Consider the following 17440-nt stretch of genomic DNA (forward strand, 5'->3'; position numbering starts at 1 on the left):
ATCGCAGCCCGCTCTTCGGCGTCTGCGGGCCCTTCGATTGCGCAGCGGTTGCACGGTGCAACGCCCGCCCCGCAGCACCGTTGCACGCCAATAGCTTGCTCAACCATGAACACGACCACACACCGCTCACGCCGCGGCCTCGCTCTCGCGGGTGCCGCCCTCACGGCCACGTCGGCGCTCGCGCTGACCGGCTGCATGTCCTTCACCGTCTCGCCCGGCCAGGGCGCCGCCGGCGTGGCCGGCGGCGCCGGAGGCGTCGGCTTCGACGACATCCAGACCGCCGCCATCCAGATCGAGGCCGTCGGCACGTTCGTCTCGCCCGAGATGGGCGGATACGAAGCAGCCGGACGCGGCTCGGGGTTCCTCATCAGCGAGGACGGCCTGGCCGTCACCAACAACCACGTCGTCGTCGGCGCCGGCACGCTCAAGGTGTGGCGCGGCGGCGACACGTCCGAGACGCTCAACGCGAAGGTCCTCGGCTCGTCGGAGTGCCTCGACCTCGCGGTCATCCAGCTGCAGGAGGACGACTACCCGTACTTCTCGTGGCACGAGGGCGACATCACCACCGCCACCGACGTCTACGCGGCCGGGTTCCCGCTGGGGGACCCCGAGTTCACGATGACGCGCGGCATCGTGTCGAAGGCCGACACGGCGGTCGACACCCCGTGGGCGTCACTCGACCACGTCATCGAGCACGACGCGCGCATCCGCGGCGGCAACTCGGGCGGTCCGCTCGTCGACGCCGACGGAAGGCTCATCGGCGTGAACTACGCCGGCAACGACCTCCACGACCAGAACCTCGCGATCCACCGCGACGAGGTGCAGCAGGTGCTCGACCAGCTGGCCGCCGGCGAGAGCGTGCTCAGCCTCGGCATCAACGGCACCGGCCTCATGACCGAGGAGGGCGAGGGCCTGGGCATCTGGGTGAACTCGGTCGCCTCGGGCTCGGCCGCCGACAAGGCCGGCGTCGAGCCCGGCGACCTCATCACCAAGATGGAGGGTGTCAGCGTCGGCACCGACGGCACGATGGCCGACTACTGCGACGTGCTGCGCACCCACGGGCAGGATGCGACCCTGGGAGTCGAGCTGTACCGCCCCGCGGACGGCATCTACTACACCGGCCAGTTCAACGGCGAGCCCGTCGATGGCGTCTCGGTCGCGAGCGAGGCGGGCGCGAGCTCGGGCGGCTCCGGCGGCGGCGCCAGCGCCGCGGCGGACTTCGTGTCGGTCGTCGACGACACCGGCAGCGTGACCGTCGACGTGCCCGAGGCGTGGTCGAGCATCGACACCAGCGTCTACACCGACCCTCGCGGCGGTCAGTGGGCCCGCATCGACGCCTCGACCGACGTCGCCGCGTTCGCGAGCGGCTGGTCGGTGCCCGGTGTCTCGGTGGTGGCGGCTCCCGCAGCCACCGCGACGATCCAGCCCGAGGAGTGGCTGCAGATGACCGCCGACTACCTCACCCAGTCCGGCTGCTCGCAGCAGGCGATCGACGAGTACGCCGACGACCTGCACTCGGGAGTCTTCCAGTACTGGACGGGCTGCGGTGAGACGGCCGCGGACTACCTGATGCTCGCCGCGTACTCCAACGACGGCCAGTACCTCATCGTGCTGTCGGTCACCGCGCTGAGCGAGGGCGACTTCACCGCGATCGACCGCGCGCTGGGAAGCTTCCAGGCGGCGTTCTGACACCTGGGCGACACGGAGGAGCGGATGCCGCGGCACACTGCGTGCCGCGGCATCCGCTCGCTCGTGGGTGGCGGATTGCAGCGCGCCGCGCCTGCCGACCCGTCCGCGATTGCATCAAGATTGCACCGTGACCCGCGCCGGGCGGCGCGGGCCGCGGCGCGCCTAGCATCCTGAGAGACCACGAACCGGAGGAGACCGACGCGCATGGGGATCGACATCGAACTGCTCGGGGCGTTCGGCCTGCGGATCGACGGGAGCGCGGTGCCGGTGCGCGGCGACCTCCCGCGCGCCCTGCTCGCGCGTCTGGCGAGCACGCCGCGCGAGCTCGTCCCGTCGGAGGAGCTCATCGCCGACGTCTGGGCAGATCGTCCCGAGAACGTGGTCTCGACGCTCCGTGCGCACCTGTCGCGACTGCGCAGCGCCGGCCTCGGCGCGTCGATCGTCGGCGCGCGCGGCGGCTACCTCATCGACATCCCGCGGGAGCGGGTCGACCTCACGCGGTTCCGCGACGACCTCGCGCAGGCCGCGCAGATCACCGACGCCGAGCAGCACCTGGCCCGCCTCGTCGAGCTGGCGGGGATCGCGGGGCAGGAGCCGCTCGCCGACCTCGACGGGCATCCGTTCCTGGCGCGGCTGCGCGCCGATCACCTGGAGGAGCGGCGGCTGCTGGACGAGGACCTCGCCGAATCGGCCATCGAGCTGGGCGACGACAGCCTCGCCACCGCCGTGCTGGCCGGAACCGTGGAACGCCACCCGCTGCACGAGCGGCCGGTGCGGCTGCTCGCCCTCGCCCTCGCGCGCTCCGCGCGCTACGCCGACGCGCTGGCCGTGCTGGACGGCTACCGCGAGCGGCTCACCGACCAGGGGCTCGACGCCTCGGCCCGCGTGGACGCGCTGCGGGCCTCGATCGTGCGGCTCGACCCCGCCGTCGTCGCGCCGATCGGCATCGGCGGGACGGTCAACCGCGTCGGCATCGCCATCCCGCTGACCCGCTTCATCGGACGCGGGAGCGACCTGCTCGCCCTGCGCGAGGCCCGGCGCGGGCACCGGCTGGTCACCGTCGTGGGGCCGGCGGGAGTGGGCAAGACCCGGATCGCCGTGGAGCTCGCGCGCGAGGCGACCACCGCCCTGGACGACGACCAGTACATGGTGGACCTCGCCGACATCCGCGACCCCGACGACGTCGTGGCCGCCATCGCTGCCGTCGTCCGGGCGCGCGAGCTCAGCATCGACGGCATCGTGCGCCGCCTCAGCCGCGGTCGCGTGCTCCTGGTGCTCGACAACGCCGACCATGTGATCGGCGCCCTCGCCGTCGCCGTCGACGCCCTGCTGGCCCAGACCGAGCACCTGCGCATCGTCGTGACCAGTCGCGAATCGCTGCGCCTCGCGCAGGAGCACGTCGTCGTGCTGCGTCCGCTCGTCGGCGACGACGCGGAGGACGCCTGGCGGCTGTTCAGCGAGCGGGCCGCGGATGCGCGCGGTGGCCGCGCCTTCCACGACGAGGAGCTCGCCGAGGCCCGGCAGCTGTGCGCGCAGCTGGAGGGAATCCCGCTCGCGCTCGAGCTCGCGGCGGCGCGGCTGGACGTGCTGGACGTCGAGCAGGTGCGCGAGGGCATCGGCGGCCGCGGGGCGGGCACCGGCCGGCACGACAGCGTGCGCGCCGCGATCGGCTGGACGTTCGACGAGCTCGACGACGACCAGCGGGCGCTCCTGGCGGACGTCGCCCGGTTCGCCGGGACCTTCACCGTCGGCGCCGCGGCCGGTACGAGCGGTCTGGACACCGCCCGGACGTCCGAGCTCCTGATGCAGCTGGTCGGTCGCTCGCTCGTCGCCGTCGACCGCAGCGGCACCGGCCGGCGGCGATTCCGCGTGCTCGAGTCGACGCGCGAGTTCCTCGCCGATCGCGACGACCCCGCCCGCGTCGCCGCGTGGCGGCTGAGGCACCGCTGGTGGTTCGCCGACCTCGCCAGCCGGCTCGGCCCGACCCTGCGCACGTTCGAGGCCCGCGACACCATGGCCGTGCTCGACGGCTTCCGCGCGGATCTCGCCGTCGCGTTCGAAGGCGCCATCGAGGCCGGCGATCGCGAGGCGGCGGTGCGCATCGCGGGCTGGCAGGCGCAGTACTGGTTCCTCCGCGGGCTGCTGCGGGAGGGCCGCACCCGTGTCGAGCGGGCCCTCGCGCTGCCGGGCGACCCGACCGACTCGGACGGGCTGGCTCTCACCGAGCTCGCCAACCTCGCCTACCAGACCGGCGACGCGATGGCCGGGTTCGAGGCGATCGCCCGCGCCCGCGCGGAGGGGGAGCGTCGCTCGGACGCCTCGGTCACCGCGGTCGCGCTGTCGCGCGAGGCGTTCGGGCGGTCGATGTTCGGCGAGCCGGACCTCGGCGAGCAGCTGATGGCGCAGGCGCTGGACCTGCTCCCCGACGCCCAGGCCTGGGCGCGCGCCGAGGTCCACATGTCGCTCGGCCAGCTGCGACGGGCGCAGGCGCGGCCGGACGACGCGCTCGCGGCGCTCAGCGAGTCGCACCGCATCGCATCCTCGGTCGGCTACACGTGGATGATCACGTCGTCGCAGTACATCATGGCCAAGTCGCTCGTCGACGCACGACGGCCACGCGAGGCGATCGCCGTCGCGCGCAGCGCGATCGCGGCTGCGCGTGCGAACGAGGACGCCGCCGGTGCCCTCGCCGTCGTGCACGTCGCGGCCGGCGCGTGCGCGTTCGTGGAGCGGCACGAGGTGGGCGCGCGCCTCATGGGCGCGGTGGACGAGCTCGGACGGCGCTACGACTACGACATCGCCGCCGCGGAGGGCGACGATGCGCGCCGCCTGCGGGAGGCCGTCGCGCAGGGTCTCACCCCCGGCGAGTTCGAGCACGAGTACCGCAACGGGCGCCGGCTCGGGTGGGACGAGGTCTCGGCGCTGATCGAGCGTCTTCCGCAGACCGCGCCGCTCCCCGCCGAGGCGACGGCGTGACAGCCGTGCGCATCGCGCTCTTCGGCGCCTTCGAGGTGTCCGGCGACGGTGCGCCCGAGGCGGTGCGGGGCACCATCCCGCAGGCGATCCTCGCGCGGCTCGCCCTCGAGCCCGGACGCGTCTTCTCGGCCGACGAGCTCGTCGAGGCACTGTGGTCGGAGCCGACCGCCGCCGTCGTCAGCAGCCTCCGCGCGCACATCTCCCGCCTGCGCGCCCGCGGGTGGGGCGAGGCGCTCGTCGGCGGCCGCGCGGGCTACCGACTCGAGCTGCCCCCGCAGGCGGTCGACATCGTCCGCTACCGCGCTCTCGTCGCCGGGAACGGCGCCTCGTCGCGCGCGGCCGAGCTCGAGGACGCCGACCGCCTGTGGCGCGGCGCGCCGCTCAGCGGGTTTGGCGAGTTCCCGTTCGCCCGGCCCGTCGCGGAGGACCTGGCAGCGCTCCGTCGAACCGCACTCCTCGAGCTGACCAATCTGCGACTGGAGGCGGGGGATGCCGCGGGGGCGGTCGCCGCGATCTCGCCGCTGGCGCAGGACCTCGGCGACGAAGAGATCGGCGCGCTGTACGCCCGCGCCCTCGACCGCTCGGGGCGGACGGCCGATGCCCTGGCGACGATCGACGCGCGCGCCACCGCGCTGCGTGACACCGGCACCCGCCCGCCGCGGGACCTCGACGCCCTGCGGCTCGCGATCGCCCGGCAGGACGAGGCCGAACCTGCCGTGGTCGACCGCCCCGTCGACCGTGTCGGGATCCCGGTCCCCGTCACGAGGTTCGTCGGACGCGAGAATGAGCTCGAGGTCATCCGGCGCGGCCGCGCCGAGTCGCGCCTGGTCACGCTCACCGGCCCCGCGGGGGTCGGCAAGACGCGCCTGGCGATCGAGGTCGCCCGGCGCGCACGCGCCGACGAGGACGAGCAGCAGCGGCTCATCGACCTCGCGGTCGTCTCGTCGCCCGACCGCGTCGTGGGCGCCGTCGCCGACGCCGTCGGCGCGGCCGCCCACTCCGTCGACGCGATCGCCGACGCGCTCGGCGGCCGGCGGACGCTGATGATCCTCGACAACGCCGAGCACGTGCTGGGCTCCACGGCATCCCTGGCCGCCCGGCTGCTCGAGCGATGCGCCGGGCTCAGCATGCTGGTCACGAGCCGGGAGTCGATGCGGATGCCCGGGGAGCGGGTCATCGTCCTCGATCCGCTCTCGAGCGCGGCCGCCGGTGACGCCGTCGCGCTGTTCCTGCAGCGTGCGAGCGAGTCCAGCGGCATCCGCGACTGGAGCGCCGCCGAGATCGGCGAGGCTCAGCGCCTGTGCACCCAGCTGGACGGACTGCCGCTCGCCATCGAGCTCGCCGCCTCGCGCCTGGACGTCCTCACCCTGGAGGAGCTCGCCTCGTCGCTCGACGCGGCACCCACCGGGCCGCGGCGCGGAGGCCGTCATGACTCGATCGACGACGCGATCGCGTGGAGCGTGGCGACGACGTCGCCCGCCGAGCGTGCGCTACTGGCGCAGCTGGCGGAGTTCTCGGGCTCGTTCACCCTCGACGCCGTCGCCGGCGTGTGCGACGCCGGCGACGGCGACCCCCGAGAGGTCGCGGTCGCCCTCGCGCGCAAGTCGCTCGTCGCCGCGGTCGCGCCGACGCCCGGCGAGCGCCGGTTCCGCGTGCTCGACACCGTCAAGCGCCACATGCGGGCGCGGCATGCGATCGAGGATCTCGAGTCGTGGCACCGGCGGCACGCGGCGTGGATGACCGAGGACGCCGAGCGCCGGGCGCCGCTGCTGCGCACCGCCGACAACCGCCGCGCACGGGCGGCGCTCACCGCCAACCGCGCCGACCTGGACGACGCGTGCCGGCGGCTCATCGACGGAGGGGACCGCCCCACGGCCGTGCGTCTGGTCGCCGCGCTCGCATGGCACTGGTACGAGCGCGGCAGCGGACACGAGGCGATCGCGACGATCGATCGGGTCCTCGACCTGCCCGGCCCGACCGCCCCCGACGCGGAGGCGACGGCGCTGTACGCCGCGTCGTTCATGCGGTCGGTCTCGGGTGACGTGCTGGCGACGCTGCGCACCATGGAGAGGTTCGCGCTGGTCGCCGACCAGGCCCAGGACCCGTCGCTGCCCATGATCGCGCACACGATGCAGGCGACGATCGCCGCGCACGGCGAGTCGGTCGAGGCGGCGGAGGCGGAGCTCGCCACGGCCCAGCGGCACCGGGAGCGCCTCGCCGACGACAGAGTATGGGCGGTCGTGGACCACCTGTACATCCGCGGCGACGCACTGCGGGTGATGGGACGGCCCGCGCAGGCGCTGGACTCGCTCGAGCAGGCCTACCGGCTCGCCACCGAGCTCGGGCACACGTGGGCGCTCGCCTCCACCTGCTACATCACGGGCAAGGTGCTGACGCAGGTCGGCCGTCCGCGCGATGCGATGGGGATGCTGCGGACCGCCGCGCACCGCTCCGCCGAGCGGGAGGATGCCACGAGCACGGTCGCCGCCGTCAGCGGGTACGCGATCGCCCTCGTGGAGGCCGGCGAGCATCGCCGCGCCGCCGAGCTCTTCGGCGCGGTGGACGCGCTCGGCCCGCGGTTCGGCTTCCACCCCGTCCTCTCGGACGGCTCCTACGCGGCGCCCTTCCGCGAGCGCGCCGCTGCCGGGCTGGGAGCGGCGGAGTGGGACGAGGCGATCGCGCGCGGGCGGGACCGAGATCTGCGCTGGGCGCTCGCCCAGCTCGCGTGACGCGGCGTCGGCTCGTCAGACCAGCACGTCGGCCAGATCGTACGCTGTCACGACCTCGAGCTGCTCGTACGTGCACGACCGCGGGTCGCGGTCGGGGCGCCAGCGCTCGAACTGCACGGTGTGGCGGAAGCGCCAGCCCTCGAGCTGGTCGTAGCGCACCTCGAGCACCCGCTCCGGGCGCAGCCGCACGAACGAGGAGTCGGCCCGGCCGGACTGGAAGCGCGACTTCTCGCCTTCGCCCCGCAGCACCTCGCCGTCGGCGTCGCGCTCCACGAGCGGGGCGAGCTCGTCGATGAGCTCGAGCCGGCGCTTGTCGCTCCACGCGGCGACCCCGCCGACCGGGTACAGCGTGCCGTCCTCGCCGTAGAGCCCCACGAGGAGGGAGCCGACGCCCTGTCCGGACTTGTGGATGCGATAGCCGAGCGCCACGACGTCGGCGGTGCGGGCGTGCTTGATCTTGAACATCGAGCGCTTGCCCGGGGCGTACGGCTGGTCGAGGGGTTTGGCCACGACGCCGTCGAGGCCCGCCCCCTCGAACTCGGCGAGCCAGCGCCGCGCGAGCTCGGGGTCGTCCGTCGTGCGCGTGACGTGGACGGGATGGGGAACGCCGCGCAGCAGCGTCACGAGCGCCTCGCGCCTCGTGCCGAACGGCTCCGCTTGCAGGTCGCGGTCGCCGACGGCGAGCAGGTCGAACGCGATGAACATCGCCGGCGTCTGCTCGGCGAGCATGTTCACCCGCGACGCCGCGGGATGGATGCGCTGCGACAGCGACTCCCAGTCCAGGCGCCGCCGCCCGTCGCGATCGACCGGCACCACGATCTCGCCGTCGAGCAGGCACGGCTCGGGGAGGACGCGGGCGAACGCCTCGACGAGCTCGGGGAAGTACCGCGTCAGCGGCTTGGCGCCCCGCGACCCGATCTCGACGTCCTCGCCGTCCCACGAGATGAGGGCGCGGAACCCGTCCCACTTCGGCTCGTAGCTGAGACCGCCGGGCGCCTTCGCCGGATCGGGGATGTCGGGCACGGACTTCGCCAGCATCGGCGCGGGGATCTCGTACGGCATGCGCTCCATCCTGCCGCTGCGCGCCGACACCCGACAGTCCCGGCGCGCCCCGCCCAACCTGCCCGGCCCGGCTCGCCCGGCCCGGATGGATGCGCGACGGCGCGGGAGTGGGCAGACTCGGAAAGCGCCCGCGTCAGCCCCGGGCACGGAGGTGAGCATGGACGTGGTCTTCCAGTTCCTGGCCGATCGCCCGATCGTGCTGCTGTTCCTCCTCCTCGGGGTCGGCGCGGCCCTGGGGACGGTTCGCGTCGCGGGCGTCTCGCTCGGTGCCGTCGGCGTGCTCTTCGCCGCGATCGGCATCACCGCGTGGGGTGTGTCGACGGGGGTGACGATCGAACTTCCGGCAGCGGTCGGCGACCTCGGGCTCGTCGTCTTCGCGTTCTGCACCGGCCTCATCGCGGGGCCCGGGTTCTTCAACGCGCTGCGCACCTCTTACCTGCTGATGCTCGCTGTCGCCGGCGTGCTCGTCGTGGCGGGCGGCCTGGCGTTCTGGGTCGGGTCGGCTCTCGGCATCCCGCCGCTCACCATCGCCGGAACGTTCGCCGGCGCCCTCACGAACACCCCCGCCCTCGCCGCGACCGGCGGCAGCCCGGAAGCGACCGTCGGCTACGCCAGCGCGTACGTGTACGGCGTCATCGCCGCGATGATCGGCGTCGCGCTCGCGCTGCGCTCGCGTGCGCGCGACACCGACGCGCAGGCCCCGATCGTCGGCAAGCCGATCGAGGTCGACACCACCTCGCGCCCGACCGCGGCCGACATCGCGGCCGGGTACGGCGGCCGGGTGGCGTTCTCGCGGCGGCGGCACGCCGACGGCGAGGTGGAGATCGTCGGCCCCGACACGGAGCTGGAGCCGGGTGACATCGTCAACGTCGTCGGGCCGAGCGACGACGTCGAGGCGGTGAAGACCGAGCTCGGCCACACGTCGGCGATCGACCTCACCCGGGACCGCAGCCGTCTCGACTTCCGGCGGATCATCCTGTCGGATGTACGGCTGGCCGGACGCTCGATCGCGAGCCTGCGCCTTCCCGAGCGCTACGGTGCGACGATCGCGCAGGTGCGGCGCGGCGATGTCGACTTCGTCGGCAGCCCCGACTTCGTGCTGCACCAGGGCGATCGCCTGCGCGTGGTCGGGCCCACCGGATCCATGGGGGAGATCACCCGCTTCCTCGGCGACTCCGAGCGCGGTCTCGCCGACATCAACCCGGTCGCCCTCGGCATCGGCGTCCTGCTCGGCATGCTGCTCGGGTCGATCGTCGTCCCGCTCCCCGGCGGCGGGCAGTTCAGCCTGGGCTACGCGGCGGGCGTGCTCGTCGTCGGGCTGATCATGGGGCGCATCGGCCGCATCGGGCGCGTGGTGACGTCGCTGCCCAACACCGCGTCGACCGTGCTCGCCGAGTTCGGGCTGCTCACCTTCCTCGCCTTCGCCGGCACCAAGGCGGGTTCGCTCATCCTCTCGGCGATCGCCTCGGGCGAGGTGGTGCGCCTGCTCGTGCTCGGCGCCGTGCTCTCGACGTTCTTCATGGGCGCGACCTTCGTGCTCGCCCGCGCCGTGTTCCGCCTCGGCGGCACGCGGTCGTCGGGCGTCATCGGCGGTGCGCAGACGAACCCGGCGATCCTCGGCTTCGCCAATTCCCGCACCGACTACGACGTCCGCGTCGCGCTCGGCTACACCCTGGTCTACCCGGCCGCGATGGTCGTCAAGATCCTGATCGCGCAGGTGCTCGTCGAGCTGTGACGACGGATGCCGCTCCCCGCGGCATCCGTCCCGCTCATGCGGACGCCGAGGCCGCGGCGGAGGCGGCGTACAGTGCGGCGGCCTCGGCGCGGTTCGCGGCGCCGATCTTGGCGAGGATCGCCGACACGTGCACCGACGCGGTCTTCGGGCTGATGAAGAGCCGCTGACCGATCTGCGGATTGGTGAGCCCCTCGGCGACCAGCTCGAGCACCTGCAGCTCCCGCGGCGTCAGCGCCGCCGCGCCCTTCGTCTGCCGCGCGCCGGCGCCGGCGAGCCGGGCCTGCGCCGCCAGCTCGGCCGCCCACCGCGCGGCGCGGGCGACGCCCTGCGCCGGCGCCTCGGCGGCGACCTCGTCCAGGACGGAGGCCGCGCCCGAGCGGTCGCCGTCATCGGCGAGCGCCCACGCGAGGCGGATCCGCCCGGCCTGGCGATGCCACACCGGCAGCCCGTCGTCCCCCGGTGCGCCGGACACCTCACGCCATGCCGCCACCCGGTCGGCCGGGGTGGCGGCGTCGCCGGCGTCGGCGAGGAGCGCCCGCACGAACCGCGCGGCCGCCTGCGCCGCGTCGTGGCGGGACCAGCCCGCCATCGCCCGCTCGAACCGGGCGCGCAGCTCCGGGGCGGCGGGCCTTCCGGCGGGCAGGCTCAGCAGTCCCGCGGTCACGAGCGCGTAGCGGCGCGCGGCGGGCGAGCCGGCCTCGCCCTCGGCGACCGCCAGCACGTCGCCGGCGGCCTCCGTCCCGCCGTCCGCCGCGTGCAGCGTCAGGGCGCGATCCGCCGCCTCGATCACCCACCACCCCTCCTTGTCGGGGTAGCGGCGCTGGGCCTCGTCGATCCGTGAGCGCTCGGCGGCCAGCAGCTCGTCGCGTTCGTCGGGGCGGTCGTCCCACGAGAGGTGGGACGCGAGCAGCCGCACGACGAACGCGCTGTCGACCGGGTTCATGAGCCGGCGGGCGCGCTGCGCGAAGCGGTGGGCCTCGGCGGGCCGGCCCGCAGCGAACAGGGCGAACGCCAGCGAGTGCGCGATCGACGCGCCCGAGCCGCGTTCGATGCCCGCCCGCGCGACGTCGTCGTAGTGCTGGGTCCCGACGACGATGGCCTCGTCGTACCGGCCCACGCGCACCAGCATGTCGGTCAGGGCGTGCCCGGCGTACGCGCGCAGCGGCGGGTCGAGCCGCAGCGTGACGGCCCGCTCGAGCGGTGCCAGCGCGCCGGGCTCGTCGTCGTCCTCGCCCGCGATGCGCTACGCCTCGACCGTCAGCGCGACGGCCAGCGCGGCGTCGTCGCCGGCCTCCTCGGCGAGGGCGATCGCCCGGTGCGCGTGGGCGGCGGCGGCCTCGCCGTGCTCGTCCAGCGCGATGTTGGTGAGCACGCGCGACAGCAGGATGCGGGCACGGGGGTCGTCGATGCCCTCCAGCAGGGCGACGGCCTTCTCGAGGTCCTCGTTGCGGCCGTGGTGCTCGGGGTTGTACGTCTCGACGAACCGCTGGCGCAGCAGTGCCGCGCGCGTGTACGGGTCGTCGGGGCATACGGCCAGGCCCTCGTTCGCCGACCGCAGCGAGCGCTCGGGGTCGCCGAGGTCGTGCCACGCCTGTGCGGCGTCGAGGTGCAGCTCGGGGAGCGTCGTGCCGGCGCGGGTCGCGGCATCCGGCACCTGATCCCACAGCTCGGTGAGACGCTCGGTGAGCTCCGCGGAGGTGGCGGGCGAGAAGCGCGAACGCAACTGCCGCAGCGCCGCGACCGTGGCATCGAACGCCGCGGTGAGGTCGCGTGCGGCGAGCCAGTGCTCCGCGACGGCCGACGCGTCGTCGGGCGAGTCGCCCCGGTGGTCGCGCAGGTGCTCGGCGTAGCGACGGTGCACCCGCACGCGCTCGCTCGGCAGCATCTCCGCCTCGACGGCCTCGCGCGTCAGCGCATGGCGGAAGGCGTAGCCGGCGCCGTCGGCGAGGATCACCCTGCTGTGGACCGCCTCGCGCACGGCGAGATCGAGCGCCGCCTCGTCCAGCGCGCACACCGCCGCGAGCACGTCGTGGTCCAGGTGCATGCCACCGGCGGCCATGGTGCGCACCGCCTGCTGCGCGTCGTCGCCGAGCCGTGCGTAGCGGGCGAGCACCAGCTCGCGCAGCGTGTCGGGAAGAGGACGGTCGCCGAGATCCACGAGCTCCTCGACGAGGAACGGGATGCCGCCGCTGCGCTCCGCCAGCGCTTCGACGAGCCGGGGGTCGAGCCGTCCGGTGAGCTGCTCGACCTGCTCGGCGACCTCGTCGGGGCTGAGCGGCGTCACCTCCACGCGCACGACCGACCGGGTGCGGTCCAGCTCCGCCAGCACCGGGCGCAGCGGATGGAACCGGTCGATGTCGTCGGAGCGGTAGGTGGCGACGATCGTGAGGCGCCGCCCGCGAAGCGTGCTGGCGAGGGTCTTCAGCAGCGCCATGGTCGCGGCATCCGCCCACTGCAGGTCCTCGAGGACGACCACGATGTGCCGGTGCTGCGACAGCCGCTCGAGCAGCACCTCGATCGCCTCGGCGAACTCGCCCGCGGGCTCATCGTGCTCGTGGGTCTCGGGTGCGATGCCGGGAACGAGCGCGGCCAGGCTCGCGATCGCCGCCGCGGAGCCCGCCGCCTCGCGCAGCTCGTCGGTGCCGACCGCCGTGTGCAGGTCGCGCAGCACGCGGCGGATCGGCCCGAACGGCGCGCCGATCGGGCCGAGGTCGATGCACTGCCCGAACGCGACGACGGGGCGTTCGGTGACGGCGGCCGGCTGTCCGGCCTCGAAGGGGTCGGTCGCGACGAGCGCGAGGAACTCCTGGACGAGCCGCGTCTTGCCCACACCCGCCTCGCCGCGCACGACGACGGTGCGGGGGTGGCCGCCGGAGCCCTCGTCGAACGACTCGAGCAGGGTGGCGAGCTCGGCGTGCCGGCCGACCATGCGCGAGCTCGAGGGGAGTGCGGGCATGGTCATATCGTGGCACCTTCCCGGGCGCGGCGGCGGGTCATCGCGCGGCGACGAACGTCGAGCGCCGCACGCGAGTCGCGCCGCGGGACCACATGGCGAGCGGGCGCACGCGCGGGCGGTCCGCCGCCGGGCCGTGCTCGCGCTGCCTGCGCACGAGCTCGGCGTCGCGCGCGAGGTCGGACGCGCGGTGCCGGTCGAGGGTGTAGGCGGTGTAGGTGATGTCGTTCATGGGTCGCTCCCGTCTGCTCGCGATCCCCGGTGCGGGGTCCGGACTGCTGACAGGAACGACCTTCCTCCCTGAGGAGAGGGCGCTTCATCGGGCGGATGCCCAGTCTTGGGACGCCCGATGCCTTAGACCGCCGCGACCGGCCCCCCTGAGCCGTAAGGCGGCGGAGGACGCGGAGCCGCGCGTCACCCGGCGACGGGATGCTTCGGGCGCGCCCACCGGGCCGCGAGGTTCGGACCGTCCCATACCTGCACGGCTCCCCACGCCGCCGCCGCGATCGGCACGGCCAGCACGGCGCCGACGATGCCGCCCAGCACCGTGCCGATGGTCAGGGCGACCAGGATGACGAAGGCGTGCAGCTTCATCGAGCGACCCATGAGCACCGGCTGGAGGAAGTTGCCCTCCAGCTGGTTCACCAGGACCACGACGCCGACCACGAAGAGCGCGTTGACCCAGCCGTTGGCGACGAGGGCGACGAGGGCGGCGATGATGCCGGCGAGCGTGGCACCCACGATGGGGATGAAGGCGAGGAGGAAGACCAGCACCGACAGCGGGATCGCCAGCGGCACGTCGAGGATGAGGAGGCCGATCAGGATGCCGACCGCGTCGACGAGCGCGACCAGCGCGGTTCCCCGCACGTACGATCCGAGCACGCCGACGGTCTTGTCGCCGATCCGGTGCGCCCGGAGATAGTTCTCGCCGCGGAACGGGCGCAGCACGAACTCCCACATCTGCGGGCCGTCCTTGAGGAAGAAGAAGAGGATCGTCGCCATCAGCACGAAGCCGGTCACGAAGTTCGCCACCGCGCTCACGCCCGCCAGCGCCCCCGACCCGAACTGGGCGCTGGTGATGAAGTCGAGGATGCCGTCGACCCACTGGTCGAGCTGGTCCTCGGTCGGCGCGAACGGGAGCGTCTGCACCCACGCGACCACGGCCTGGATCCCGTCGACCGCCTGGGCGTAGAGCTCGTCCCACTGGTCGCGCACCGCCCACACGATGAGCCAGCCGACGCCGGTGAGCAGCAGCACGATGGCCAGCAGCGTGATCACCGTCGCGAGCACCGGCGGGACGCCGCGCCGGCGCATCCACCGCATGACCGGTGCGAACGCGCACGCGAGGATGAGCGCGATCACCAGGGGGATCGTGACGAGCGTCAGGTACTGCAGCGCGAAGACGATCGCGGCGACGACCAGGCCGACCACGATGATCTGGATCGCGCGGATGCCGAGCTTGCCGAATCCGTCGGCCCACAGGCTCCACGGCGGTCGTGTGGCCCTCGGCTCGACATCCTGCGTCTCGAGCACCACGCGCTGCGGGTCGTTGCGGAAGAGTCCCATGAGCCGAGGGTATGCGCCCCTCGCCGCCGGGCCGGTCGACTTGCGCGCGCGTCCCGCGAGGGCTACGCGAAGGCGCTCATGCCGGTGATGTCCCGGCCGATGAGCAGGGCCTGCACGCTCTCGGTGCCCTCGTAGGTGTGGATGGCCTCGATGTCGGCCATGTGCTGCATCACGCCGTTCTCGAGCAGGATGCCGTTGCCCCCGAGCAGGTCGCGGGCGACCGCCGCGATGCGCCGGGCCGCTCGGGTGTTGTGGTACTTCGCCAGCGACGCCTGCGTCGGGCGCAGCTCGCCGCGCTCCTCGAGGTCGGCCATCCAGCGGCAGTAGAGCTGCATCGCGGTGAGCTCCTCGAGCATCTGCGCGAGACGCTCCTGCACCATCTGGAACCTCGCCAGCGGCTTGCCGAACTGGATCCGCTGCTGCGCGTACGCCAGCGCCGCCTCGTAGCAGGCGGTCGCGTGCCCCAGGGCCGACCAGGCGACACCCGACCGGGTGGAGTACAGCACGGTCGAAGCATCCTTGAAGCTGCGCGTGCCAGGCAGCACGGCGTCGGCGGCGACGCGCACGCCGTCCAGCGCGATGTGCGCCTGGTGGATGCCGCGCAGCGACGCCTTGCCCGCGATCACGGTGCCGGTATAGCCGGGCGCGTCCTGCGCGACGAGGAAGCAGCGCACCGCCCCGTGGAACTCGTCGCCCGGTGCCTCGACGCGGGCCCACACGAGGGTGATGCCCCCCGACGCGCCGTTGCCGATCCACTTCTTGGCGCCGTCGAGCACCCACTCGTCGCCGTCGCGACGGGCGGTGGTCTCGAGAGACACCGAGTCCGAGCCGTGGTCGGGTTCGGTGAGGGCGAAGGATGCCGCGACCCGGCCGCGCGCGACGGGCACCAGCCAGCGCTCCTGCTGCTGGTCACTGCCGAACAGGGCCAGCGTGCGCAGCGCGAGCCCGCCCTGAACGGCCAGTACCGTCCCGAGGGAGCCGTCCCCGCGCGAGATCTCCATGTTCACCAGGCCCGCCGCGAGGGGCGAGAAGCGGGTGAGGGCGGGGTGATCGATGCCGTCGTTGAAGAGGTCGAGCTCGCCGGCGCGCATGGCGAGGTCGAGCGGGTACTCGGCGGCGTCCCATGCCTGCTGCATGCGCGTGCCGACCTCGTCGATGTACGCCTTCGCGCGGTCCCATGCCTCGCGGTCGGCGGCGGGGAGGTCGGCGAAGACGGCGTAGTAGTCGGTGCCCGCTCGCGCGGTGACGTCGTAGCCGGCGACGCTCTGACCGGGGCGGGGCTGGAACTCGGTCACGGGTGCTCCTGACGGCGGATCCGGCGGCGCAGGGCGGCGCCGAGGTGGAACTGAATGTCAGGTGCAATAGTACTCAGTCTCACGGCAAGCCGTCCGCATCAGCGGTCGGGCGCGAACCCCGCTCAGGTGCGCGCCTCGTGGCGGAGGGGCTTGAGGCGGGCGGGCGCGTCGGCGGCCGGCATCCACTCGCACGCGAAGGTGCCGCGGTAGCCGAACAGGAAGCCGAACCGCCGGTTGCGCACCTCGAGCTCGATGTGGAAGAGCCCGTCGCCCTCGTCGTAGCGCTCGCGGAGCCGCGCCCGGCCGCTGAAGAGCATCGGGAACCGGAACGCGATCGGCCCCTCGTAGAACCGCTGTGCGTCCGAGGTCAGCTCGAGCCCGCCGCTCTCGTCCACGCGCAGGTCCAGATCGACGGCGAGGTGCTGGTGGGTGCCGAGATAGTCCACGATCCGGCCGTCGGCGAGGATCATCGTGGCGTCGAACCGTCGCCGGCGGCCGCCGATCGCGTACTCGCGGACGAAGGTCACGGTCTCCCGTCCGAGCGGGTCGAGGTAGGGGAAGTTCTCGACGACGAACGGCACGTCGGCGCCGGTGTCGGGGATCAGGATGTTGCGCAGCCGCCCGATCTGGAGGAACGGCACCGTCCACCACGGTCCGCGCCGGATCGTCGCCATCACGCCCCGCCCGACGCACGCCTCACCCGCGTCGAGGCCCACCCCGAACCGTCGCTGCATCATCGGGTGCAGCCGGTCGAAGTCGGCGCCGAGCGCCTGCTGGAAGATCGAGGTCACCGGGCGGACTCCGGATCCGGAAGGGTCGCCAGGGACGCCGGGGCGTCGGCGAGATGGTCGGAACGGCGAGCGGATGCCTCGGGCGCACGGCGGCAGCGCGCCGCGCGGGGGCGGTCACGGCGCCACCACCACAGCACGCTCCACAGCGGCCACCGCTCGGGCGGAGTCCCGGTCTCGAGCCAGATGCGCAGCCGGTCGAAGCTCCACGCCGTCGCCCAGCCGAGCAGCGGGCGCACGACGGCGTCGAGCCGGCCCCAGCCGGGTGCGTAGTCGTAGCCGGTGGAGAAGACGGTGACCCCGTCCGCGCCGACGACGTACCGCCAGTACCCGCGGCCGGACGCGATGGGCGACAACGGGTCTGCGGTGTGGAAGCGCAGCGCGGACGTGCGCGATCCGTCGGCGCGGTGCTTCTCGCCGAGGCTCACACCGGTCCCCCGCACCGTGTGGAGGGCCATCTCGCGCTCGTACGTGAAGGCGGTGGCACCGCCCGTCGTCGTTCCCGTCGGTGTGATCCGGGAGAACCGCAGGTCCCAGCGGACGTGCTGCGCGGGATCCTGCGTCGCGGCCCAGACCGCCTCCGGGTCGGCGGCGATCGACGTCTCGACGAAGATCCCGCGGTGCCTCACACGACGACGCTACGGCAC

Annotated in this window: 12 protein-coding genes; 4 read left to right on the forward strand and 8 right to left on the reverse strand. The window is 73.7% G+C overall.

Annotated features, from left to right (window positions below):
• Positions 1-105 precede the first annotated feature (105 nt).
• From IR212_RS03655 to IR212_RS03665, 3 genes are all read left to right on the forward strand, one after another.
• Positions 106-1689 carry a S1C family serine protease gene (locus IR212_RS03655; protein WP_194397638.1) on the forward strand — a complete coding sequence of 528 codons (1584 nt, stop codon included), beginning with the start codon at positions 106-108 and terminating at the stop codon, positions 1687-1689.
• A gap of 204 nt (positions 1690-1893) precedes the next feature.
• Positions 1894-4665 (forward strand): AfsR/SARP family transcriptional regulator, encoded by a 2772-nt coding sequence (locus IR212_RS03660; RefSeq protein WP_194397639.1) that lies wholly within the window; start codon positions 1894-1896, stop codon positions 4663-4665.
• The gene (locus tag IR212_RS03665) at positions 4662-7394 is read left to right on the forward strand and encodes an AfsR/SARP family transcriptional regulator (protein WP_194397640.1); all 2733 of its coding nucleotides are present in this window, start codon (positions 4662-4664) and stop codon (positions 7392-7394) included. Before IR212_RS03660 ends, IR212_RS03665 begins: the two co-directional genes overlap by 4 nt.
• Positions 7395-7409: 15 nt before the next feature.
• Here the strand turns inward: IR212_RS03665 and IR212_RS03670 are convergent, their stop codons facing one another.
• The gene (locus IR212_RS03670; RefSeq protein ID WP_194397641.1) at positions 7410-8456 is read right to left on the reverse strand and encodes an ATP-dependent DNA ligase; all 1047 of its coding nucleotides are present in this window, start codon (positions 8454-8456) and stop codon (positions 7410-7412) included.
• A gap of 157 nt (positions 8457-8613) precedes the next feature.
• Here IR212_RS03670 and IR212_RS03675 point away from each other — a divergent pair, with 157 nt between their 5' ends.
• On the forward strand, positions 8614-10191 hold the full coding sequence (locus tag IR212_RS03675) for an aspartate:alanine exchanger family transporter (RefSeq protein ID WP_194397642.1): 1578 nt from the start codon (positions 8614-8616) through the stop codon (positions 10189-10191).
• Between the two features lie 34 nt (positions 10192-10225).
• On the opposite strand, the gene IR212_RS17225 is transcribed toward IR212_RS03675, so the two are convergent.
• From IR212_RS17225 to IR212_RS03705, 7 genes are all read right to left on the reverse strand, one after another.
• Positions 10226-11308 carry a helix-turn-helix transcriptional regulator gene (locus tag IR212_RS17225; RefSeq protein WP_273542111.1) on the reverse strand — a complete coding sequence of 361 codons (1083 nt, stop codon included), beginning with the start codon at positions 11306-11308 and terminating at the stop codon, positions 10226-10228.
• Between the two features lie 126 nt (positions 11309-11434).
• Positions 11435-13147, reverse strand: coding sequence for an ATP-binding protein (locus IR212_RS17055; RefSeq protein WP_228479468.1), 1713 nt, complete (start codon positions 13145-13147; stop codon positions 11435-11437).
• A 37-nt stretch (positions 13148-13184) separates the two neighbouring features.
• Entirely contained in the window at positions 13185-13376 is a 192-nt protein-coding gene (locus IR212_RS03685; protein ID WP_194397643.1) for a hypothetical protein, read from the reverse strand.
• A gap of 182 nt (positions 13377-13558) precedes the next feature.
• Positions 13559-14710, reverse strand: coding sequence for an AI-2E family transporter (locus tag IR212_RS03690; protein WP_194397644.1), 1152 nt, complete (start codon positions 14708-14710; stop codon positions 13559-13561).
• Between the two features lie 62 nt (positions 14711-14772).
• A complete protein-coding gene (locus IR212_RS03695) occupies positions 14773-16005 on the reverse strand; it encodes an acyl-CoA dehydrogenase family protein (RefSeq protein WP_194397645.1) in 1233 nt (410 codons plus the stop codon).
• Positions 16006-16127: 122 nt separating this feature from the next.
• Positions 16128-16796 carry a DUF4166 domain-containing protein gene (locus tag IR212_RS03700; protein ID WP_194397646.1) on the reverse strand — a complete coding sequence of 223 codons (669 nt, stop codon included), beginning with the start codon at positions 16794-16796 and terminating at the stop codon, positions 16128-16130.
• Positions 16793-17422, reverse strand: a complete 630-nt coding sequence (locus tag IR212_RS03705; protein WP_194397647.1) for an SRPBCC family protein — start codon at positions 17420-17422, stop codon at positions 16793-16795. The genes IR212_RS03700 and IR212_RS03705 overlap by 4 nt, the downstream gene beginning before the upstream one ends.
• Between the last annotated feature and the right edge of the window lie 18 nt (positions 17423-17440).

This window comes from Microbacterium atlanticum (assembly GCF_015277815.1).
GTDB classification, from domain to species: Bacteria; Actinomycetota; Actinomycetes; order Actinomycetales; family Microbacteriaceae; genus Microbacterium; species Microbacterium atlanticum.